The sequence below is a fragment of the Rhizobium sp. 01T437 genome (assembly GCF_056398505.1).
Window position 1 is genome coordinate 85,773 of the sequence record NZ_JBFTPM010000016.1, and the last position, 20,526, is coordinate 106,298.

The window sequence follows — 20,526 nt, forward strand, 5'->3', positions numbered from 1 at the left end:
GAGTGGATGAGTTGAGCGTGGCTGCGATCATGTCGTGGAGGGTGAGTGCCTCCAGCATTGACGGCGCACTCGCAGCCTTTCGTCAGGCGCTTGCTGAGGAAACCTGCGGCGGCAGCGATCGGACTTTGACCGTCGCGTTGCTCGAAATGGGCTTGGCGTTCTTCGACGCGCAACCTGTCGATAACTCAGTGGATAACGGGGAAAACTAGGCGATGGAGACAGAAAGCCCCCTCATTGCCTTCGTGAAGGCCCTCGCAAGGCGTCAGGCGCGTCTTGACGCTGCCCTTCCCCCACCGGCTAATCAGAACAGTAAAGACAAAGAGCCTGCGAGGAAGCCGTAATGCGTGCCGCAATTTATGCCCGATACTCATCCGACCTGCAGAACGACAAGTCGGTTGAAGATCAGATCCGGCTGTGCCGTGAGCAGTGCACTTGCAACCGCACTTTCGGGTAACACCGAACTGAGAACACGCATTGCCTATGACCAATACGGCTCCCTGAATTTGCAGCCGACCTCTTCGACCGGTGGGCCGCGCATGTTTCGCGCGGCGAATGCGAACGCAGGCAAGCGGCCGGCCTTCAAGCCGACGGGGAACCTGCAGGGCCTGACTACCAACACCGCTGATGCTACCGGCCCGTTCAACATCGGCGGTACTGGCGATAAATTGTCAGTCATCATGGCCTTTACGGTGCTCGGATTCGGCGGCGCGGCCTTTGCGACCTCACCGACCGTACCTTCAGCTGGCACCAACACGAACGGCACCATGCTCGGCTTCGGTTCGGCAAATACCGAATTCCTGTCGATCGCTGAGACCGAGAACACGATTTCCAACGATCTGACCTACGGCGGTCTTTGCGTCCTCAATGATGATATGAAGATGCTCTTTGAGCGCTCCACGGACTTCAGTGGTGCACGTCGCCGCGTAGTCGGCCTCAAGTTTGACGGCACGAGGGTTTCTGGCTTCCTTGGCTCGAAGAAGATGTTCGAGAGCGATTTCACCACGACAGAACTCGATGCTGTCAGAATGTGGGTCGGCTCCTATAACAACGGCGGCAATACGGCGAATGTCGAATGGTATGAGCAGGATGTCTGGAACAACGTTCTGATTCCTGATGCCGATTTCCTCAATCTCATGAAGAACGTTGGCGATGCCTGGGATTGCTACTACGAAGCAGTCGAAACCGTTCAGGGAAGCACCGTCACCGAAGGACAATCCAACGCCGGCACAACGCTCAATGGTTCGAATGAGTATCGCGTGCGCCTCAAGCAGCTCCTCGGCAGCAACTCCTACCACGGTCAGATGCCGTCCACGGCTCTCAATGTGACCGCGATGGGCGGTTCTGCGGTTCAGAAGGCTGCCTGCGCGATGGGCTCGCCGACGAACTACTGGCTGGAGCAGGATCTGTCCGTCGGTCCGAACATGCAAACAGCCAAGACTGCGATCGCTGCTCATCCTCGCAAGCATCTTCCTTATGTCCTGCAAATTGTCATCGGTGAGCAGGAAAGCGTCGGTCTCGAACATGGCGCTTCGACGTTCTCGGGAACGGTCGGCGATCCCCTCTATCATTCGACGACCATCCAAAAATACAAGGACGGTATCAAACGCATGATCGCAGAGACCACTGCATCAGCGGGGCACGCTCCTGTAAAATCCGTGGTCATTTCGCTCCATAAGACCACCGTGAATAGTTATGATATCGGTTGGGATATGGTGCGCCAGGCGCAGATCGAGCTCAGTGAGGAGGATCCGTCCATTCAGTTCGTTTCCGCCTCCCTAGACCTGGTTCTCGTCGATACCGTACATTGGGCGACCGATCAGGTTCAGGCGAAGTTGTCACCGCGCCTGGCAAACATTACTGCCATGGCTCTAAAACCGTCGCTGAACCTGAATATCCGTGGGCCGAGGATCACAGGCTATCAGTTCACTGACGGCAGCAGAACTGTGATCCGCGCGACAGTGGAGCACGCCCCCAATGGTGGTAACGACTTCACACCCGCGACCGGAATTTCGGGCTTCTACGTGGCGGATAGCGGTGGGGCGAAGACGATCACTTCGGCAGTTCGCGTTGATGCAACGCATATTGATATCACGGTTCCGGCCTGCGTCGGCGCGACCACTGCCCAGTACATCAAGGGCGGCATCTACGATGAGACGAAGACTATTGTCGATAACGCAACGCAGCCATTCCCCTGCGAGGCGGGCAAGCCAATGACGGTTGCTGCTGCAGCCTGATCCACGGCAACCCATCATCGGATTTCTTAACAGCGAGTTGAAAAGGGTATCTCCCGGTCAGGGGAAGACACCCTTTTCTTGCCGACTCTGGCGCGCCAGCAGGAAGAAAATTAGCGGACGCACCACGGTCTGCAATCGGACCAAAGTCCGACTTCCCGCCGCGCCGCTCATCACAACGCTTTTTGCGGTATCCTTATCTCTCAAAACGCTCCGAAATTTGCTGAAGGTAAGCAAGTTCGCTTGAGGGGCCGTAAGCTATATCGGCCTTGCGAATACGACGTTCGGATAGCATCGCAACAATATCTCCACCCAGTGAGACCCCGCCAAACAACAGAGCGCCGATAACGGCCAATAACGGCGCGTTTGATAAGCCGAGCGCCACTCCTGTTGTGCCCCCTAAACCAAAGCCTGCGCTAAAAGCGCCGACACGAGAAGGAAGAGTCGTAATCAGTTTGGCAGTGTCTCTTGTCGTTACCAACCCGTGCTTCCGAATGGCGAGCTCGTACTCGTGCAATTTCTTCCCAATAAGGTCGACAGCTTCACGCTCAGAGCGTGGCTTAAAGTCATTGAGCCACAAGTGAAACGCGCGGTATGCGTTCGATGATATGCTATCTGACTTAAATTCTAGAATTTGCCGCCAACTTAAAGTCTCAGAATCAACCACAGGAATGTTCTTTATTAAGGCGGCTATTACGAAATCATCACCTTCGGGAAGCGCATGATATTCTGATGATCGCTCGCCGAATATGGTAAAACAACGATATCCGGCGCTCCGGATCGCAGAGCTCTGCAACTGAAGAGTCCTCGTGGTGGTTTGCGGGTCTTGAACCTGCTCGTCCGTCGGTGTTTGAAAGGCGGCTTCCCCATAAATTTCGCGTATAGCCTCCAGGGCAGTCATAAAGAAATGGTGGGAACTGAGTCCAATCTCGCCAACGTCAAAGCAGATTTCTGGAGGAGGGGCTCTGTCGAATGACAGATGATTTTCTAGACCTTCAAGGTATAAAGGAGAGGGGACGTATATTCGATCCACGAGCAAGGCGGCCGCTTGGGGTCGCCAGGTGTCGACCACAGCAAGCAAGTCTCCGGTTCTAACCGGCTCGCGCTTTTGATCAGTCATCGACGCAACTGTTTCAATCTTTGGTTCAAACATTTCCCGCTAGGATCGACATCTTATACTATCGGCTCGGTCCGGCTAATAGATAAAAACATACATCGATAGCTGTAGCGGGCGTCATACTATGGATTAACCCATCAATTACACCAATCGTTTCTATGGTGCGGGCGCCATTCGCGGGCAAAACCCTCATCGAGCAACTTGGCCCCGATCTCTTCCCCATTCGTTCGGTAGATGTTGATGAGCGGCCGACGCTTCGGCGTGTTGTCGTAGCCCTTGATTTCAATCCGCAGGCCGCGCTCATCCAAAAGCTCTTTCAGCCTTCCCTTGGCGATTAGCGCCAGCTTCCGTTCCTTGACGCACTTCGCGTGCGATCCGATCTCCGGGGTGTCTATGCCCCATTGGAACGGAACTCCTCCTCCCAGCAATCTCATGAGCTGCCCGTCACAGCGCACGGTGTCGCCGTCGACGGCAACCAGGCTCGCACACATCATCGCTGACGCAATCATCATGCTTTTTTCATCTCCCCGTTCGCCCCTCAACCTATAGAACTGGCTGTGCAGTCCGCTCCAGCCCCGAAAGGGCTCCCCAAGCCGCGACTAACCGGTCGGAGCTTCTGCGTGCTGGGCAACGAAGGCGGCAAGGTCTTTGCGCTTCTGCCGGTCTTCAATTCTAATTATTCCCTGCGCAACTAAACAACCGGCCGCACCGTCTTTGGTGTATCCCACGGTGCAAAGTTGCATGATGGCGTCCTCGATGATCGCTCGGATCTTGTCGTTCTCGTCTGCCTTCATGCCGTGCTCCTCGTCATGGCTTCCACTCGCACGACACACGCCGTGGTTATCGGCTGGATTATTTTCTCGGCGCTATCGTCCGCAACCATGCAAAGCTCAATGCTTTCAAATCAGACGCAGAATTATGAACATCAATAGGAAGGACGTCAGCAGCAGCACGATCGGCATAGCGACGAAGAACTTTACCTTCGGCGACGCTAGGAAGCGCTCATGCGCGAACCGTGACAGATAGATATCAGGCCCGAAATCTTTGCTGAAATCGAAACCGTTCTTGCGGTAGAAAATGATGGATCTGATGTACCAGTACCAGCTGTAGGCGCAAAAGCCGCCCACAACGCACAGGCCGAGCCAGAGCTGATCACGGTCTTCGCTCAATGAAGCTTCTCCATCAACCGCTGCTGCTAATCATGGCGAGCCCACCACAAGGAGACTTCGTGGCGCCCTTTTCCGTAGTCGAAATAATTCAACGGCAAACCGGCCGCGAGTCTAGCATCCAACTCTGCCTTTCGTTCCGTCATGCATGAGTTATCAAGCATTGAGGCGACTTTTTCTGCATCTTTGTTTGAAACTAGATACGATTTTGTCGTCCGCTCCAAGCATTTCCCCAATGCATTTGCGGCCGACGAATGGCGGCGAAGTTCTGGCGTGTTATAGGGTGAAGTTGTACTACACGACACTAAAGCAGTCACAACGGTCAGGATAGCGGCTGAATATCGCAATGCTGCGGCCTTTCATATTCGCGGTGACGCCCATTCATCCCCCGCTTGCGCGGCGATTGAAGGCTTCAACTGCATCGTTAAAATCTGACGTAGCGCTCTGATTGTCGTTGCGAGCCTTTTCCAGGGCCTCTTCCGCTTCATCGTTGTTGCAGCGCATGAAGCTCTCAACATCATCCTTGTAAGATTCCATCTCGCTTTTACAGCTGTCGAACTCCCACTGTTCAAACGCGCCGTAACCGCTTGCGCAAGATGGCGCGCTCGGTTCCGAACAATAGGCATAAGCCCGCGAAACTGGCAGAACCGACATCGCCCCGAAGAAGGTTGCGGAAGCCAGAAATCCGAAACGCCTCATTGCCATCCTCCCGGACGCGAATAGGCACTGCGATGGCCGCAGCGATTTCCTGCGGCATCATATTGCCAATCGTACTGGCAGTTTCCTGGATACCGTCTGTAAGGCGTATAGCCACCACCGCCGCAGTTGCCGTTCGCGCATACCGCAACAGCCGTTCCGACCAATGCAAGCCCGACCAGCGCCGCCGCTGCTTCTTTCTGTTGCGCAACCATCTGCTGACATTCCAGCATGCTCATCCCGCGCCGATTCACTTCTGAAACGAGCTGGAATTGGAACGCCGGATCTGTCGTTTCCAATGCCGTCTTGCAGAGTGCAGCTTTACTTACGGCCGATGGCTTCGCATTAAATTCAGCAGGCGTGGTAGTGCAGCTCGATATTGCGAGCGAAAGTACAGCGGCGCCTGCAGTGCGCGCCAAAAATCCGATTTTCAAAATATCCCCCGACCAGCAGCTTTGTGCTGCACCCTTAACCCGCGTGCATCTAATTGCAAATTTCGCGCGGGAGTCGAGACTTTGTTTTGACTTTTTCTGGCTTCTCTACAGTCTTTAGGTCCAGGTCACCTTGCCAGCGGGTGAAACTTCTTCGGCTTGCAGCGGATGTGCAGAAGGCATTCGGTGAAACGAGCAGGGGTCATGGCGGGCTCCAGTTCGTGTTGCTCGACACAGTGGCAGCGCTTGCGAGCAGGTCAATCAAACTGGTGCTGGTTTGCGACTTATCACTTCCTCGCAAAATGGCCACGTCTCCTGCCAACTTTCGTGCCGACAACCGGATCAAGACCAATCAGTTGCTCCAGCCAATTTCAAATCGATCAAATCGAACCTCGCTCATCGGTTGATTGGAGGGGTTTAGCCTTACCGAACGAAGAACGAGACGAAGCTCAGGGGAATAATATTGTTCGAAAATTATCGGAGGCAATCCGGTCAATTCCAGACGGCTATTGATGGCCCAAACTTTGTACGAACAAACAGCAATAGTTTCCTCTCCCCAGCCGTCGAACCTAATAAAGGTAGTACCCGAAACGGACTCTTTGCCATTGAGGAAAAGCGTAGTGTCGGATTTCCAATTCTTCTTCTGTGGTAGATCGTCCAACGCAATCGCATTCGCATATTTCAGTTCTTGCGTTGTGGCACCAACTCTCTTTTCGACGAGCAAGGGATGCAGATATACAGCCGACACCGGCTGCAGCGAATGATTACTCTCCATCAGTCGTTGTTCGGTGAGGCCTGGACCGTTCGGCTTGTAGAATACGGAATAGAAAGGCACTCCTCTGGTCAGCAGGACGCCCTGTTTGGTCTCATTGGCGGTTAAGCATTTGCTAAAGGCTGGCGCTGCCAATGTTATTCCAACCAGTAGCGACAAACTTCTTAACAAGATCGACATTCCTGACGCCCCTCATCCAAATCCGCTACCATGGTGCTCGGGCGAAATTACTCCATCTTCGTCAAGCGGTCCCATCAACTTCGCCGTCTTCGTCGAGCTCATGAACCGGCAGATAGGTGTTCTTCTCCATCCACTCACGGACGATGAGCCGAACGGTATCATTGCGCGTCTTGCCGAACTCGTCAGACAGATCCCGAAGAGCTTCTTCCATGTCATCATCGAAGGCGATCGACCCGGAGTTGCGCAATAGCAACGCGGCGCGGCGGAGCAAGATCTGCAGGTCAGCCCTGGAAATGTCGGCGATCCGATCAGCGGCATCTTCGAGACGGGTGGCGGTGTCGGATGTGATCATGGTATCTCGGCCGACTGTGGTTCTTTGGTGCAATCGCCGCAGCTAGAATCGTACTCGATCACTGCATGCTTTATGGGAGGCGCGGGGTAAAAATAATAGGCGCAGCCGCCGAGAAGGGAAGCTATCAGAGACAGGCAAATGAAACGGCACACCATCAGCTTACCCGGGTCCCCGCCCGCGGAATGTCTGAGACTCGTCCAACAGCTTGTGATGTTGCTCGTGCATTTCCTTCGACCGTTTATGATGATTCAAAATCTGTTCAGTCGTGTCGCGCCATGGATCGTCACCAGTTTTGGTCTGGTGCCTTAGGCGGCCGGCCTCGATTGCTTCGATCTCAGCTTCGTGAAATGCAATCGCTTCATCGATTTGTTTTCGAGCTCTCTCCGGAGATGGATCGTCCATAGGGTTTCCCCCCTTCATCGATCGCGCTGCCTTCGATTTTTTGGCGCGCTCGCGGACCTCGTTCATTTTCTGCTCGCGCGCTTGATAGTCAGCCAGCTCCCTTTCAAGTCGTTCGTAACCCGGCAGGAGCTGTTCGCCCTCTTTCCCAAGCGTCACGATAATCTCTGCCATACGGTTGAGCGCCCGCTCGATGCGCTTTGCTGTGATGGGCTTGTCCAGCCGGTCCTTGAGGGTCATGGCGTTTCAGGAAGTTTGAGCCTAACGAGCCTCAGACGTAGATCGAACCCTTTTCGAAAGCCGCGAATTCGCCCATTCGTCCAGGTCCGCTATGTTGTAGAGTGGGATGCGACCACTGTACTGCATGACCGGGCCGCCACCGACTGTCGCCCATTTCGCAAGCGTTGAGACCGCGACATCAATCCCGTGAGTTGAGGCTAGGTAGGCGGGGACATCGCTTCGACGAAGACGCGGGCGGGTCGAGGTGGCCGCTGCAGGGTTCTGAATCGTCATATCCATTTCCTGATGCCTCATCTCGCTAATTTGCGCCCTAAGACGCATGGCCAAGAAATATACGCTTCATTCGCATCGAGCATATCAGTCTAGGGGCTTTGGATGACGCGTCCGTGGCGCGCCATCTGCATAGATGTGGCAGAGGCTACATCCACGGTGAGCCGATTTGTGTTCGAAATGTGCTGGCGAAACACCGTCGAGGCTTGCTCTATGTGCTCGCACCGCGCCGTGGCACTCTACGCATCTCAATTTCCGCTCAGACCATTTTTCCAGAACGTCGATAACTGAGACCAATTGCCATCGATCGTTGGCCCAAAGCTCACAAGTGTCAGCTGACACTGCCATAGAAACTCCCTTTTCCGCATCGGTACTGTATCAAATCCGTGAAGCGCGAAAAGTGCCGCGGTCTCAAGAACAAGGGGAGATGGAGTTTTCGGCTACACCGTCCAAACGAGCGCGATGGGTGAGGGGCTCGTTTCGGGTTTCCCTTTAGAATCAAAGGGTGTTTTGGGAGGTTAGGTGAGGGAATTTGCGACAGCGAAGTCAGACATAAGGAATTGATATTGCGATGTAAAAAGCCGATTTTTAATGAGAAAAATGGTGGGCGATGAGAGACTCGAACTCCCGACATCCTCGGTGTAAACGAGGCGCTCTACCAACTGAGCTAATCGCCCTCGATGCTCTGTATCATCGTTCGGTGCAGCGTCTCTAACGATATTGAGAAAGAACCGCAAGCCTCTTTTTGAGTTTCTGTGCAATTTGCTTGTGGGCGCCGCTCTTCCCCCTAGCGGGCATTCTCTGTAGAGGTGCGGTTGAAAACATTCGGAGCAAAAATGACGACGCGAGAGCAGCGGCTGGCCCTTCGGCAGAGCACCCCCCGGACATTTCTGGATTACGCCCACACAGATGAAGCAAAGTTGCTTCCCGATCGTGGCAAGCTTCTCGACAAGCTGCCGAAAGGCGGGATCGTTGCTGAGTTGGGAGTTGCAGAGGGCGCCTTTAGCGAGGAGATCGTTGCACGCAACCAGCCGCAGCGGCTCTACCTCATCGATCCCTGGAATATGGACCGATACTCAGAAGGTCTTCAAATCATCAACGGCAAATTCGGACAGGAGATCGCCGAGGGCAGCGTTGTCATTCGCCAGGGTACGTCGCTCGATATGCTGTCCCAGTTCGACGACGGCACGTTCGATTGGGTCTATATCGACACCGATCATTCCTTCGCGCTTACATGGCAGGAGCTCCTGCTGGCGGACCGCAAAGTGAAGCCGGATGGCAGAATCGCAGGTCACGATTTCTGCACGGGTAACACGGTCAAACCCGTCGTCTATGGGGTTGTCGAGGCGGTCAACAAGTTCTGCGTGGCGTACGGCTGGCGCTTCGAATTTCTGACGCTCGAGCCGGATGCTCACTTTTCCTATTGCCTCAAGCGTATCGGCGCATCGCGATAGCCGTCAGGAGCTTACATATCGATCGTGCCGAGTTCCTGCCTGGCTTCCAGATACCACTCGACGAAGGCCTTGGCGCCTATTTCTAGAGGGGTGTTCGGCTGGTAGCCTGTCAGGGCGAGGAGAAGGTCAGGGCTTGCAAAGGTGCGGGGCACGTCGCCCCTTTGCATGGGAAGCATGACGTGCTTTGCTCCATGCCCCATTACATTCTCGACCTTCTCGATGAAGTCCATGAGGCTGACCGGTTGCCCGCCGCCGATATTGACGATGCGGAAGGGGGCCTGATGCGAAAGCGTTTCAATTCCTGCATCGGCAACACGGTTGGTTTCCGAGGGGATGACGTCTGACAGCCTGACCACGGCTTCGACGAGATCGTCGATATAGGTGAAATCGCGGCTCATATTGCCCTTGCCATATATCTCGATCGGCTTGTCCTCGATCATGTTCTTGACGAACTTGAAGAGCGCCATGTCGGGCCGGCCCCACGGGCCGTAGACGGTGAAGAAGCGGAAGGCCGTGGTCGGAATCTTGTAGAGATGCGAATAGCTGTGCGCCATCAGCTCCATCGACTTCTTGCTGGCGGCATAGAAGCTCAGTGGCTCGTCGGCGCGGTCGGTCTCGCGGAAGGGGACGGTCGCATTGGCGCCGTAGATCGAGGAGGTCGAGGCAAGCATGAGATGGCGAAGCTCAATGCGGCTTGCCAGCTCCAGAATGTTCCAGGAGCCCTCGATGTTCGAACGCAGATAGGCTTGCGGGTTTTCGATGCTGTAACGCACGCCGGCTTGTGCTGCCAGATGAATGAGAACTTCTGGCTTTGCAGCTGAAACGGCGGCTTCCAGCGTTGCCTTGTCTTCGAGCATGGCAACGACTGGATGGAAGGCAGGATATTGGGTCAGCGCGGCATGGCGCATCTCCTTCAGCCTGACATTATAATAGGGCGTCAGTCCGTCGAAGCCTGTTACCTCATGCCCGTCCTGCAACAGCCGGCGGGCTAGATGAAAGCCAATGAAGCCTGCTGTTCCCGTAATGAAGTAGCGCATTTCTACCTTTTTCTCGGGTCTCCTGCCGATGGCAAGTAGCCGAATCCGTATTTGATCGCTTCACTTATCGGATAGATGCTCCCAAGATCAACAATCACCTGGATTTTCGGGGCTTTTAAGCGGTCCAAGGCGAGCGCACAGACGGCGCTACGTCGATTACAGGGGCTGATGTCGGTAGCAATCTCTTGAGATCGTCGTGTGAACAATCGGCTCGAACACATATAGCTCTATTTCTATGGCAATATCTTGCCACCTGTGCCCGAGGAACCTCTGAGAAGGCGTTTCCTCACAGAGTGATGTGACCGATATTTGTGGGATCGCCGACGCGATGGCGCAGAGGCCGAGCGGCCCTTCCCACAACAGGACGAGGTCGGATTCAGGGAACAGAGCGTCCATGGCTATATGCTCCCTCCCGCCGCCAACTCCGAAAACGTGATTGCATGAGTGTGCTTCATCGCTTGAGCACCCAAACGGTCCTGCCGTTCTGCGACGCTTCGATGCCGGCTTTCGTCCGGGTCAGTTGAAGGCATTTTTCGGCATCCCCCGGCCGCGGCCTTATGCAAATCCCGTCCGGAGCGGCCCTCCAGGTCGGACTTATGCTCACCAGGCTGTCGCTGATCGTTCCACCGCCATCCGGACGAAACACAAGGATGTTTGAGGCTTTTCGTTTGACGACGACCATCTCCCACGGCTTGCCGTCGGCGATCACGCCGGCAAGAGGTTCTTCGGCTCGCGCCGGTGCGCCGGCAAAAATTGCAAGGACGAGCAATGGCATGAAAACTCGGCAAGAAGAGCGGTCGCTTGGCAAGCGAACTGTGCGCATTACGTGTTCCTTTGCGTGAATATGACCCTCTGATGGTAGGTCGTGATCGAGGGATAGAATTGAGCGAGCGGAACGTGGCCATGCCCTTCCGCCGGTGGTGATGTTGTCGCGATATTCTCCAACGCGCTCGGCAATGTCATCACGAGAGATATTTTGATTTGTTTAGCGCTCCGGGCCGTCTATCTCCGCATAGCCGTCACCCGATGGGATCATGCGGCATGTCTGCATCAACGCAAGTTTGCACGATGCCGCGCACCGGAATATCCTAGCTGTCGTTTCGGCATCGTCACAGCGCAAGCCGCTCCGAAATCAAAATGAGCATCACGATGGGACCTCCGAGAAGCGCACCGAACAGGATCGTCGCGAAGAACAGGTTTGCGAGCAGGTGAAGCATGGTCTTGCGTGTCATGGCTGCACGCCGATCCGTCTTGGGGATCCAAATCGCATGGGACCCAGTTTCATCTCGGCCATCCGCACCTTGCCTGTCCAGACATCGACGATCCTTCCGTCCCTTCTGAGGACGAGGATGATCAGCCATTGCCCGGTGCCGGGCTTGCCGCATGCCGCCTCAAGGATCATGATGGCAAGTTGGATGGATCCGATAACCAGCAGCGCCGCAGCTCGTCTTGCTGTCCGTTTTGACGCCATAGCTCTGTTCCAAAAGATGAGGTCGGATGTGGTCATGCCCTGCCGTTTCCCAGTTGCATGGCTTTCCATTTGGGCTTCGACAATTGCAGGAACATGACTGGGTTTGCTTTTCTGCGTGTAATGCTGCTGCAATGCGAAAGGAACAGATGGGGTCGTATGGAGCGCATGGACAGGTCATGAGACTGCCGAGCGCATCGACCTCTCCATAATGGGAAACTACCAGCCGGAGATTCCGGCACTCAGTCGAAGCTGAGATGTTGAATAGCGATCGAAACGAGAACTGCCAAAATAGTCGACAGTAAAAGAATGCCCGATGTCGCGAAGAGCGAGCCTGTCACACTCAGTTCGTGGGAGAACCCCGCAACGTGACCGATTGCAGACACAACTGCTGCAGCCAGCGCAATCAGGGTTGCCAAACCGAAGAAAAGCACGACGGCCACAAAGCCATCGATCACAGCTTCTATCAGGGAGTTCCCATCGTTCATGATTGAAATCTCCACGCTTGCCGCGTGTCCCCGGGCGCATTTCACTAAAATGCATATAATGGATAACTAAAATAAAAACAGTGTCTCCGAAACGTTATACGTGGTGCCCAGCAATACCGCGCCGGCAACCCGCGAAACGAGATTCGTAGATTGTCACAGATTTCGCCATTTGCAGGAGGCCAGATCCCTCGTGTTGACCGGCCTCACCTTTTGCTACCTCGTCAGGGCTGAGTGTGCGGACGTAGGTCAGTTCCCGCCATCCCTACGATCGGCGGCGCCCTGTCGGATTTCTTGACGGCGAATTGAAAAGGGTGCCTCCCGGTCAGGGAAAGACACCCTTTTCGTGCCGACTCTGAAGGCGCCAGCAGGACAGAAATTAGCGGAAGGAGCGCGGTCTGCAATCGGACCAAAGTCCCATACTTCCATCGTTCATTCGGGTCAGTGACCGACCTGTGTTTCGGTGGTTATCAAGTTGATGAAATCGTCCCTATCCATCACCCTTGAAACGATGCCATTTTCATGGATGAAAATGACGAGCCAATGTTCGCTGTCGATCTGCACTGCCGTTTGGATTGATCTCATGGTTGCCTCCTGTTTGTGAGGAGAACAACACGGTCCTGGCGGGAGTTCTAACCCTCGGATCTGAGGGGACCCCAATCCTCTTCCGCGGCACGAATAACCTGCTCATTTCCAGCTGGCCGACAAATTCAGTCGAACAGTGCAATTATCTTTACGGCGTGCGCTTCTGAGAACTCTCCGTCGATGATCAACTCTTGATGGAGCTCGTTAGAGTTTGGAGCATGAATTTCGATTTTTTCGCCGGCGAGAATTGGGCCTGCGATTGTTATGGATGAATCGTCCTTGATTACGTCGCCGAAATAGTCCGTCTTTTGAACAGTTACTACCTTCAGATCGCCCTCTTCGTACCTGAAGCCCTCGACCCTTCGTCCGTCGATCTCAGTTTCGAATATATGCGTCCATGCCATTGATCATACCTCCAAAACGCGCGGTGCAGTTCTACCCGGTGCAACACGACGCCGCAACGGGCATGAACTCAACGCTAATTACAATCCGGGTTCCGGTGAAAGCGACATTGCGCCGATGTGCTTGGAATACTAAAGCAGCGAGATGAGGAAAAAACCGAGCCATCGATTCGTATCAGAGAACATCGCCATCGCGTTAGGCGTGACGGTGATTTTTATTGCCCTCGGGCTGTGGCCGAGAAGCAGCGCCGAAACATGGTCTCTGGTAACTTTATCATTCATGTGCAAGACGGTTATCGGCACATGTCTGATCATTGCCGGCTTGGTGGATAAGCGAGATACAGCCCGCAAAACCGCATAGCACTACCCGGCACGTACCCGTAGTGGCACCGGCGACCCGTTCCAAGGGAGATCGCCAGTGCCTTCGCCGTGAGTAACCAGCCCCATGCTCGGCGCAACGGAAGACTGCAGCGGTCGGTGGCCGAAAGATATCCTTAAAATGTCGGAGATTTCGCAAAAGGCAGAGGCGCGGTCCCTCGTGCTGACCGGGCCTTCCCCGTTGCCACCTCGTCAGGGCTGAGCATGGCGGCGGGTCGATTACGCGCATCACTGTTTATCGTCAATCCGGGCCGATCTTTGGGCGGCCTTTTCATTATCCGCATGCCGGAGCAGGCGCGCCGCACGATCAGGCTGTCGACATGGACGAAACCGTTGATCTCGTCGACCTCGCACGGTCGGCGGTCGCAGATCTTGCGGCTTTGGCGCTCGGCACGGCCTATCTGATTCCCTTCGATAGCGACGTGGAGAGCCTTCAACGCAAGGGCAACGCCCCGTCCTTGGACAGAGCGATCAGGAACTTCATCTGCAATGCTATCGACCACGACAACGGCAAAGGAATGATCGAGGTCGTGGTCCTGTCGGGCGGCAAAGTGATCGTCGCCGACGAAGGCCCGGGCATCGCCCCGGAATATCAGGACCTTGTTTTCGAACCGTTTTACCCGCGTGGTTCCGAAGAGCTGGGGGCGCGGGTCTGGGGCTCAGCCTTGTCAAGCAGATCGCCGAAAACCATGGCGAAAGTCGGCATCGAAAGCGGTCCGTCGGGAAAAAACGATCGATCCAGCTCTAAGATGCTGCAAGTGGTGGGCCTTGTAATTGTGTAGCAATTGTTCGCACCGAATGTCCGGTCATCGTCATGACCGGAGGCCAACGAGATACATGCCCAGCAATTCGCATTCACGTCGTGAGTTTTTCAATCAGCCATCCAGGGCACCGCTCCTGGGATTTATTGCCTTGCTGATAACGGCAACCGTTTCCGGATGCGCTGCCGTACCGCTCAAGGAAGCGGGAACGCTTGCCTCCTACGGGAACCTTGGTCCGTCGAAGGGAGCGCTCGCCAAGAAACGGCTCTATGTCGACGGGCAGCAGCTGGCACGGGTAAAGACCGTCGCTATCGTCCCGACCGTCTTTTCCTTCAGCGCTGCGTCCAAAATCAAGTCCGAGGCCGACCGGTCTCTGGTTTCCAATGCTCTCGACCGGGCGCTGTGCGTGGCACTGAGTGACAAATACCAGATGGTCCCGGCCGGCCAGCCGGCGGATCTGACTGTTCGCTCGGTCGTCGCCGACATCGTTCCGACCAACAAGGCAGTTGCCGGGGTCGCGACCGTCGTCAGCGTCGGTTCGGGCTTTGCCCTGCCTGTGAGCATCCCGCGCCTCCCCTTCGGCCTTGGCGGCCTGGCGATCGAAGCCGAAGCTATCGACGCCATGGGAATGCAAAATGCCGCAATGCTATGGGCGCGTGGCGCAAACTCCATTCAGGACAATCCCCGCGTTTCCGAGGTCGGGGACGCCTATGGTCTTGCAACGAAATTTGCCGGCGACTTCTCACGGGTGCTGATCGCCGGAAAGGAACCGAAGGGACTGAACCTTTCGCTTCCGTCGAGGCAGCGCGCCCGGTCCTGGCTCGGCGGAAAGCCGAAATATGCTGCCTGTGATGCGTTCGGCCGCGCACCCGGACTGCTTGGCGTGCTCGCTTCGAAGTATGGCGCTCCGCCGCAGTGGACGGAAAGGAAGCCAAAGCCTGCCATAACGCATTGACGGAGGGCCAACCGAGCGGCCATCCAGCCGCTCTGCGAAGGTTCGGAAGAGGCGCCAAGGAGATCGACCAGCCTCGCTGGTCGAGGACGGGCGGAGACAGTGCCGGAACCCCGCGGCATTGCTCTGCCCGCCTGCACTTTGCCTGCCGGGAGCGTCAGATCCTGATGATCTGCCCGCATGGCGACTTGCCTCCGTTGACAAGTGCTCGATCCATCCTGGAAGACGTCGCAGGGGACGACCTGATGCGACATTCTTTCATTTGCACAGAGACATTGTATTCTGATGTCGCAGACACACTTCGACTTGAGGAAAAGTATGCGTGTCGACCATTTTGAAATTCGTTCGAAGACGGGATCTAGCCCGGCCGGCGACATGAAGCGTCAGGTCGTGATTTGCCGGAACGGTCGGCGCCATCTGAGGTGCATGGCGCTCAGCGTGATCATTGTTGCCGCATCATCTTTGAGCTCGCCGGCATCCGCCGCCAATGTTCTCGAACGGGCGATCGAGACCGCTCAGCCCTGCAAGCCTTTGAAGGTCAGGCAGCAGGTTTTGGGCGTCAAGGTCGAACTGGGCATCGACGAGCTCGACTTCGTTAAGATCGACACGATCGAAATCAGAGTGAACGGGGATTTGGCGGAAGCAAGCGCACTCGGCACGCTCGCATGCAAAACGTCGGACGACGCCCCTCTCAAGGGCGGCTTTTCAGCAAAGGCTCGAATTCACCTGCAGGCAAATCTTGCCACCTGCATAATGAACGCAAGTTCGATCGATATCATCGAGGTAGGGGGAGAGTTTGGTGACGTTGTCACGACGTTCGAACCCGAGATTTCGGCCGCCCTTCGCAAAGGCATGGAGAAGGCGCTGAAGAAGCTCTGCGCGAGCTGAAATCGGGGGATACGTGAAACGAGGTGATCGGTCTGCAAGCAGGCAGCTCCGTGCCTCAGCCACGCTGCCTCGTCAGCGGAGATAGTGGATGTGCGGCCGGGCGTGATAGGGCGAGGCTTCGACGCGCGCATTCACCGAGAAAACGTCCCTGAGGACCTCTTCGGTCACTACTTCGGCCGGTGTGCCGGACGCAACGATCTTCCCGCTTTGCAGAACGATTAGTTCGTCGCAAAACATGGCCGCATGGTTGAGGTCGTGCAGCGCAATGATGCTGGTGACCGGCAGACCGGAGACGAGACGCATGAGGCTGATCTGGTGCTGGATATCGAGATGGTTGGTCGGCTCATCGAGGATCAATTCTTTCGGCGACTGGGCCAGAGCTCTTGCGATATGGGCGCGCTGCTTCTCCCCACCGGACAGGCTCTGCCAGCGGTCATGGCGCTTGTCGGTCATGCCGGCCCGCTTCAATGCTTCCTCAACAGCCTGGTCGTCGGCGAGTGTCCAGCCGGAAAACATCGAACGGTGCGGAAAGCGTCCGAGCTTGACGACATCCACGACCTTTAGATCGGCGTTTGTTGTCGAATTCTGTTCGACGAAGGCGACGCGCTGCGCGATCGTGCGGCGTCCGATGGTGCTTATGTCCTTCAAATCGAGCGAGATGCGCCCGGAATTGGGTCGCTTCAGGCCGGCCAGAAGCCGCAGCAGCGAAGTCTTTCCGGAGCCGTTCGGGCCAAGAAGGCCGAGCATCTTTCCCGGTGGCGCTTCAAAGGAGACGCCATCAACTATGGTCTTCTTGCCAATTTTCCAGACGAGGTTTTCGGCTTTGATGCTCATGATGCGCGTTGGAACCGGTAAAGAATGACAGAGAAGAAGGGGACGCCAACCAGCGCCGTGACGACCCCGATCGGCAGGACCTGCTGCGGGATGAGCGCGCGCGAGGCGATGTCGGCAAGCACCATGAAGATTGCGCCAACGATGGCGCAGGCCGGGAGAAGCCGAATATGGAGCGGCCCGACGACGAAGCGCGCCGCATGCGGCACGACAAGGCCGACGAAGCCGATCGAGCCGACCATGCTGACGATCGTGGCCGTCATCATTGCGGTAAGCGCAAACAGCACGATGCGGACCCTGCCGACGTTGACACCGAGAGATGCGGCCGCTTCGTCACCGAAGGCAAAAGCATCCAGAACCCTGGCATAGAGCAGGCAGACGACAAGCCCGAAGCCGACGATGCCAGAAACCAGCATGAACTCCGGCCAGCGCACGCCGCCGAAGCTTCCGAGCAGCCAGAACATGACGTCGCGAGCCTGCTGCGCATTGCCCGAAGTCGTGACCACGTAGGATGTGGCGGCGTTGAAGAGCTGCGACGCGGCAACACCGGCGAGAATTGTCCGGTCAGCGCCGCCACGCGTACCGTTGGACAGCAGCGCCACGAAAAAAAAGGCCGCAAATGCGCCGGCAAAAGCCCCGGCCGACAACGAAACCGCACCTGCACCAACGCCGAGAATGACGATGGCGACCGCGCCGGTGGACGCGCCGGCGGAGATACCAAGCACATAGGGTTCGGCCAGCGGATTGCGAAGCAGCGATTGCATGATCGCACCCGACAGAGCCAGTCCCGCGCCGCAGAAAGCGGCCACGAGCGCGCGGCTGAGACGATAATCCCAGATCACGGTCTCGTGGATGCGGTTGAGTTCCACCGCCGTCCATCCCAGCCTGTTCGTGACGGCAGCAAAGGTCGTGGTAAGCGGGATCGGCAGGTCGCCGATCCCGACACTGATGCCGACGACCAGGCCGACCGCCACAAGGGAGGCCAACAGGAGGACGCCGAAGGGGGCAGCCCGCTGGAAGGGGCGGTTCGAGGCGGTCACTTGATCAGGCCGAGTGCTTTCAGTTGTTCGGCCACCTGTTCGGCGCCGTAGATGGTGCGGATCGTCGGGTTCATGGCCTGGCCGTCCATGACGACGATTGCCTTGTTTTTCACTGCCGGCATCTGGCTGACGGCCGGGTCGCTGTTCAGGAACTTGATCTTGGCCTCCGGCTTGTCGAGTTCCCAGCGGTTGCGGTCGAGATTGGCCACGACGATGACATCCGGATTGGCGGCTATGATGCTTTCCCATCCGAGTGTCGGCCATTCGGCTTCGGCGGTGACGGCATTCTTGCCGCCGAGGAGATCGGCGATGAAGCCGGATGCAGCGTTCTTGCCCCCGAGATAGGCGTCTGCGGAAGGCGATTGGCTGGAGAACCAAAAGACGTAGGAAAGCTGCTTGCCATCCTTGGACACGCTGGCGCGCAATGCCGCCTCACGCTTCTTGAAGTCGGCAATCAGCGCCCGACCACGATCGGCGACGTCAAAAATCTGCGAAAGCTCGTCGATCTCCTTGTACAGCAGATCCATATTCCAGAGCTGGTCGCGGCTGCCGTACTCGTTCTTGACCTTTTCGGTGCTGAGGCAGGTACTGGGCGAGATGTAGCTTGGTATGCCGACCTTGTCGAAGTCCTCGCGCTTGGCGACCTTGCTCGTCGGTCCGATCAGGCTTGGCAAGGCCGCTGCCACGAAATCCGGGTTCTGCGCCAGAATCGACTCGAAGGTCGGAAACTCGACAGACAGAAGCTTGACCTTCGCATTGGCTTCGGCGAGCTGCGGCAGAACCTTGCTCGGCCAGAATGCGGTGCCGGCCATTTTGTCTTCCAGACCGAGAAGCAGCATGATCTCCGCGCTGTTCTGGCCAAGTCCGATGGCTCGCGCTGGAGCCCTGGCGACGGTGACCTTCGCGCCGCAATTGTCGAGCGTCAGCGGATACTTGGTCGGTGCGGACAATGCCGGCGTCGCGATCAGGCCGAGTACGGCGAGCAGTCCGGGAACCGTAAGGGACTTGAAAATTTTCATGAAAACTTCCTGTTCTTCGAGCCCCCAACATGGGGATTCTAAGGGCGCGGGCGGTATAACCTGCTTGCCCAAGGAAAAACAAGAGTAACGTAGTCACCTTTGATAGTGGCAGATGCTGGCTCCCGTTCCCCCGGCGGCTAAGCTGCTTGAGAAAACGAGGAACCGGTTCGTTCGTGGCGGCTCCTAAACGTAGCACTGGAACTGCCGGCCGATCAGCGACTTCATTGCGTTGCGATCGAAGCGGGGGGCTTGGCGGAGGACTTTCGGGGTATGAGGGTCGGCGCCGAAACGCGGATCCGGTCCTCTGCCGAAACAGCGCCACCTGTGAGCAGATCCAACGCGTTTGATGCAATCTGCTCAAAGGGGACGCGCAGTGTCGTCAGCGGGGTCGCAAGATGGCTGACGATAGGGATATCGTTATATCCGACGACCGAAACATCGTTGGGTACGGAAATCCCAAGGCGCGAAAGACCGGAAAGAGCGCCGATCGCCGTGTTGTCGTTCACGGCAAAAATCGCCGTAGGACGATCTTCCAAGCGCATGAGCTGCTCGGCCGCATCTGCTCCAGTGTCGATTCCGAAGGTCGACGGAACAATGCAGTCCGGACGGAGCAAAACCCCTGCCTCTTCCAATGCCTGCCTGTAGCCTTCGACGCGTCCGAGCGCACTGGAGGCGTATGAAGGACCGGCGATCACGCCGATACGACGGTGACCAAGGTCCAGGAGGTGGCGCGTCGCCAAATAACCACCCAGCCGGTCGTCGCCAATCGAAGAAAGGCTCCGTCCGTCGGTCCGCAGAGCCAGGACAAGAGGCACGCCCCGGGCCACCAGCTCATCAGGGAAGTCATCGTCCTCGCGCGCGGTCGAGAGGATCAATCCGTCAACGCCACGCTTTAGAAGTGACTCGGCGGCAAGTCGATCGGCTTTGGGCTTGTCATCGGTCGTCGCGACAATGGCAAAGCGACCGCTTTTGCTGCACGCCTTCGCCAGGGCCTCGTAGAGCATCGCCATGACCGTATCGGTTAGCCGGGGAACAATCACGCCGACTGTCATCGTGTTGCCGCGTCTCAGGCTCGCAGCTGAGACATCTCGGACATAACCCATGTCTTCCGCGATCTTGCGAACGCGGCGCGAGGTTTCGTTGTCGGACCGGGGAAGCCGCTCGTCGAGGATGCGTGATACCGTGGATTTGGAAACGCCTGCGGCCGACGCAACATCCAGGATGGTCACGCGTGTCTGGCGGTTGCCTTCTTCGGCCTTTGAATCCATTTCACCTTTTCCCATCTGCAGCGTTCTCGCGATTGAGGCCTCAAGCATGCATTAAAAAAAATGTTGACTCCAGCAAAATCGGAAACGATAGTGGGAACGTTCCCA

The 20,526-nt window shown here is 56.5% G+C and carries 26 protein-coding genes and 1 tRNA gene; 6 read left to right on the top strand and 21 right to left on the bottom strand.

The window, feature by feature from the left end; translation table 11 throughout:
- The first annotated feature begins 17 nt into the window (after positions 1-17).
- Positions 18-209, top strand: coding sequence for a hypothetical protein (locus AC1DM5_RS26905; RefSeq protein WP_477976095.1), 192 nt, complete (start codon positions 18-20; stop codon positions 207-209).
- A 210-nt stretch (positions 210-419) separates the two neighbouring features.
- A complete protein-coding gene (locus AC1DM5_RS26910; RefSeq protein WP_477976097.1) occupies positions 420-2,234 on the top strand; it encodes a hypothetical protein in 1,815 nt (604 codons plus the stop codon).
- 193 nt (positions 2,235-2,427) lie between these two features.
- Here the strand turns inward: AC1DM5_RS26910 and AC1DM5_RS26915 are convergent, their stop codons facing one another.
- The 10 genes from AC1DM5_RS26915 to AC1DM5_RS26960 form a co-directional block, all read right to left on the bottom strand.
- The gene (locus AC1DM5_RS26915; RefSeq protein WP_477976099.1) at positions 2,428-3,384 is read right to left on the bottom strand and encodes a hypothetical protein; all 957 of its coding nucleotides are present in this window, start codon (positions 3,382-3,384) and stop codon (positions 2,428-2,430) included.
- 101 nt (positions 3,385-3,485) lie between these two features.
- Entirely contained in the window at positions 3,486-3,857 is a 372-nt protein-coding gene (locus AC1DM5_RS26920) for a thermonuclease family protein (protein WP_477976175.1), read from the bottom strand.
- A 90-nt stretch (positions 3,858-3,947) separates the two neighbouring features.
- Positions 3,948-4,142 carry a hypothetical protein gene (locus AC1DM5_RS26925; RefSeq protein ID WP_477976101.1) on the bottom strand — a complete coding sequence of 65 codons (195 nt, stop codon included), beginning with the start codon at positions 4,140-4,142 and terminating at the stop codon, positions 3,948-3,950.
- 105 nt (positions 4,143-4,247) lie between these two features.
- A complete protein-coding gene (locus AC1DM5_RS26930; protein ID WP_477976103.1) occupies positions 4,248-4,517 on the bottom strand; it encodes a hypothetical protein in 270 nt (89 codons plus the stop codon).
- Positions 4,518-4,895: 378 nt separating this feature from the next.
- Positions 4,896-5,213, bottom strand: coding sequence for a hypothetical protein (locus AC1DM5_RS26935; RefSeq protein WP_477976105.1), 318 nt, complete (start codon positions 5,211-5,213; stop codon positions 4,896-4,898).
- The gene (locus AC1DM5_RS26940) at positions 5,210-5,644 is read right to left on the bottom strand and encodes a hypothetical protein (RefSeq protein ID WP_477976107.1); all 435 of its coding nucleotides are present in this window, start codon (positions 5,642-5,644) and stop codon (positions 5,210-5,212) included. The genes AC1DM5_RS26935 and AC1DM5_RS26940 overlap by 4 nt, the downstream gene beginning before the upstream one ends.
- A gap of 349 nt (positions 5,645-5,993) precedes the next feature.
- Complete coding sequence (locus AC1DM5_RS26945; RefSeq protein ID WP_477976109.1) at positions 5,994-6,593, bottom strand: hypothetical protein; 600 nt, start codon at positions 6,591-6,593, stop codon at positions 5,994-5,996.
- Positions 6,594-6,654: 61 nt separating this feature from the next.
- A complete protein-coding gene (locus tag AC1DM5_RS26950; RefSeq protein ID WP_477976111.1) occupies positions 6,655-6,945 on the bottom strand; it encodes a CopG family transcriptional regulator in 291 nt (96 codons plus the stop codon).
- A 159-nt stretch (positions 6,946-7,104) separates the two neighbouring features.
- Positions 7,105-7,584 (bottom strand): hypothetical protein, encoded by a 480-nt coding sequence (locus tag AC1DM5_RS26955; protein WP_477976113.1) that lies wholly within the window; start codon positions 7,582-7,584, stop codon positions 7,105-7,107.
- Between the two features lie 871 nt (positions 7,585-8,455).
- A tRNA-Val gene (locus AC1DM5_RS26960) sits at positions 8,456-8,531 on the bottom strand.
- A gap of 159 nt (positions 8,532-8,690) precedes the next feature.
- Here AC1DM5_RS26960 and AC1DM5_RS26965 point away from each other — a divergent pair.
- On the top strand, positions 8,691-9,308 hold the full coding sequence (locus tag AC1DM5_RS26965) for a class I SAM-dependent methyltransferase (RefSeq protein WP_477976115.1): 618 nt from the start codon (positions 8,691-8,693) through the stop codon (positions 9,306-9,308).
- 11 nt (positions 9,309-9,319) lie between these two features.
- Here the strand turns inward: AC1DM5_RS26965 and AC1DM5_RS26970 are convergent, their stop codons facing one another.
- From AC1DM5_RS26970 to AC1DM5_RS27000, 7 genes are all read right to left on the bottom strand, one after another.
- Positions 9,320-10,345, bottom strand: coding sequence for an NAD-dependent epimerase/dehydratase family protein (locus tag AC1DM5_RS26970; RefSeq protein WP_477976117.1), 1,026 nt, complete (start codon positions 10,343-10,345; stop codon positions 9,320-9,322).
- 451 nt (positions 10,346-10,796) lie between these two features.
- Complete coding sequence (locus AC1DM5_RS26975) at positions 10,797-11,153, bottom strand: hypothetical protein (protein WP_477976119.1); 357 nt, start codon at positions 11,151-11,153, stop codon at positions 10,797-10,799.
- A gap of 301 nt (positions 11,154-11,454) precedes the next feature.
- The gene (locus AC1DM5_RS26980; protein WP_442207655.1) at positions 11,455-11,577 is read right to left on the bottom strand and encodes a hypothetical protein; all 123 of its coding nucleotides are present in this window, start codon (positions 11,575-11,577) and stop codon (positions 11,455-11,457) included.
- Positions 11,574-11,885: a hypothetical protein gene (locus tag AC1DM5_RS26985; RefSeq protein ID WP_477976121.1), complete on the bottom strand. Its 312-nt coding sequence runs from the start codon at positions 11,883-11,885 to the stop codon at positions 11,574-11,576. Before AC1DM5_RS26985 ends, AC1DM5_RS26980 begins: the two co-directional genes overlap by 4 nt.
- Before the next feature lie 170 nt (positions 11,886-12,055).
- Positions 12,056-12,301: a hypothetical protein gene (locus AC1DM5_RS26990; RefSeq protein ID WP_477976123.1), complete on the bottom strand. Its 246-nt coding sequence runs from the start codon at positions 12,299-12,301 to the stop codon at positions 12,056-12,058.
- Positions 12,302-12,739: 438 nt separating this feature from the next.
- Complete coding sequence (locus AC1DM5_RS26995) at positions 12,740-12,883, bottom strand: hypothetical protein (RefSeq protein ID WP_477976125.1); 144 nt, start codon at positions 12,881-12,883, stop codon at positions 12,740-12,742.
- Positions 12,884-13,008: 125 nt separating this feature from the next.
- Entirely contained in the window at positions 13,009-13,287 is a 279-nt protein-coding gene (locus AC1DM5_RS27000) for a hypothetical protein (protein ID WP_477976127.1), read from the bottom strand.
- A gap of 695 nt (positions 13,288-13,982) precedes the next feature.
- Between AC1DM5_RS27000 and AC1DM5_RS27005 the strand changes: the two genes are divergently transcribed.
- The 3 genes from AC1DM5_RS27005 (at position 13,983) to AC1DM5_RS27015 (ending at position 16,263) form a co-directional block, all read left to right on the top strand.
- Positions 13,983-14,444 (top strand): ATP-binding protein, encoded by a 462-nt coding sequence (locus tag AC1DM5_RS27005; protein ID WP_477976129.1) that lies wholly within the window; start codon positions 13,983-13,985, stop codon positions 14,442-14,444.
- Between the two features lie 55 nt (positions 14,445-14,499).
- Positions 14,500-15,378: a DUF3313 domain-containing protein gene (locus AC1DM5_RS27010; RefSeq protein WP_477976131.1), complete on the top strand. Its 879-nt coding sequence runs from the start codon at positions 14,500-14,502 to the stop codon at positions 15,376-15,378.
- 549 nt (positions 15,379-15,927) lie between these two features.
- Positions 15,928-16,263, top strand: coding sequence for a hypothetical protein (locus AC1DM5_RS27015; RefSeq protein WP_477976133.1), 336 nt, complete (start codon positions 15,928-15,930; stop codon positions 16,261-16,263).
- A gap of 72 nt (positions 16,264-16,335) precedes the next feature.
- On the opposite strand, the gene AC1DM5_RS27020 is transcribed toward AC1DM5_RS27015, so the two are convergent.
- The 4 genes from AC1DM5_RS27020 to AC1DM5_RS27035 all read right to left on the bottom strand — a co-directional run bounded on the left by AC1DM5_RS27020 (position 16,336) and on the right by AC1DM5_RS27035 (position 20,421).
- Positions 16,336-17,097, bottom strand: coding sequence for an ABC transporter ATP-binding protein (locus AC1DM5_RS27020; RefSeq protein WP_477820378.1), 762 nt, complete (start codon positions 17,095-17,097; stop codon positions 16,336-16,338).
- Positions 17,094-18,134 (bottom strand): FecCD family ABC transporter permease, encoded by a 1,041-nt coding sequence (locus AC1DM5_RS27025; protein WP_477976135.1) that lies wholly within the window; start codon positions 18,132-18,134, stop codon positions 17,094-17,096. Before AC1DM5_RS27025 ends, AC1DM5_RS27020 begins: the two co-directional genes overlap by 4 nt.
- The gene (locus AC1DM5_RS27030) at positions 18,131-19,153 is read right to left on the bottom strand and encodes an ABC transporter substrate-binding protein (protein ID WP_477976137.1); all 1,023 of its coding nucleotides are present in this window, start codon (positions 19,151-19,153) and stop codon (positions 18,131-18,133) included. Before AC1DM5_RS27030 ends, AC1DM5_RS27025 begins: the two co-directional genes overlap by 4 nt.
- Before the next feature lie 221 nt (positions 19,154-19,374).
- Positions 19,375-20,421, bottom strand: coding sequence for a LacI family DNA-binding transcriptional regulator (locus AC1DM5_RS27035; RefSeq protein WP_477976139.1), 1,047 nt, complete (start codon positions 20,419-20,421; stop codon positions 19,375-19,377).
- Between the last annotated feature and the right edge of the window lie 105 nt (positions 20,422-20,526).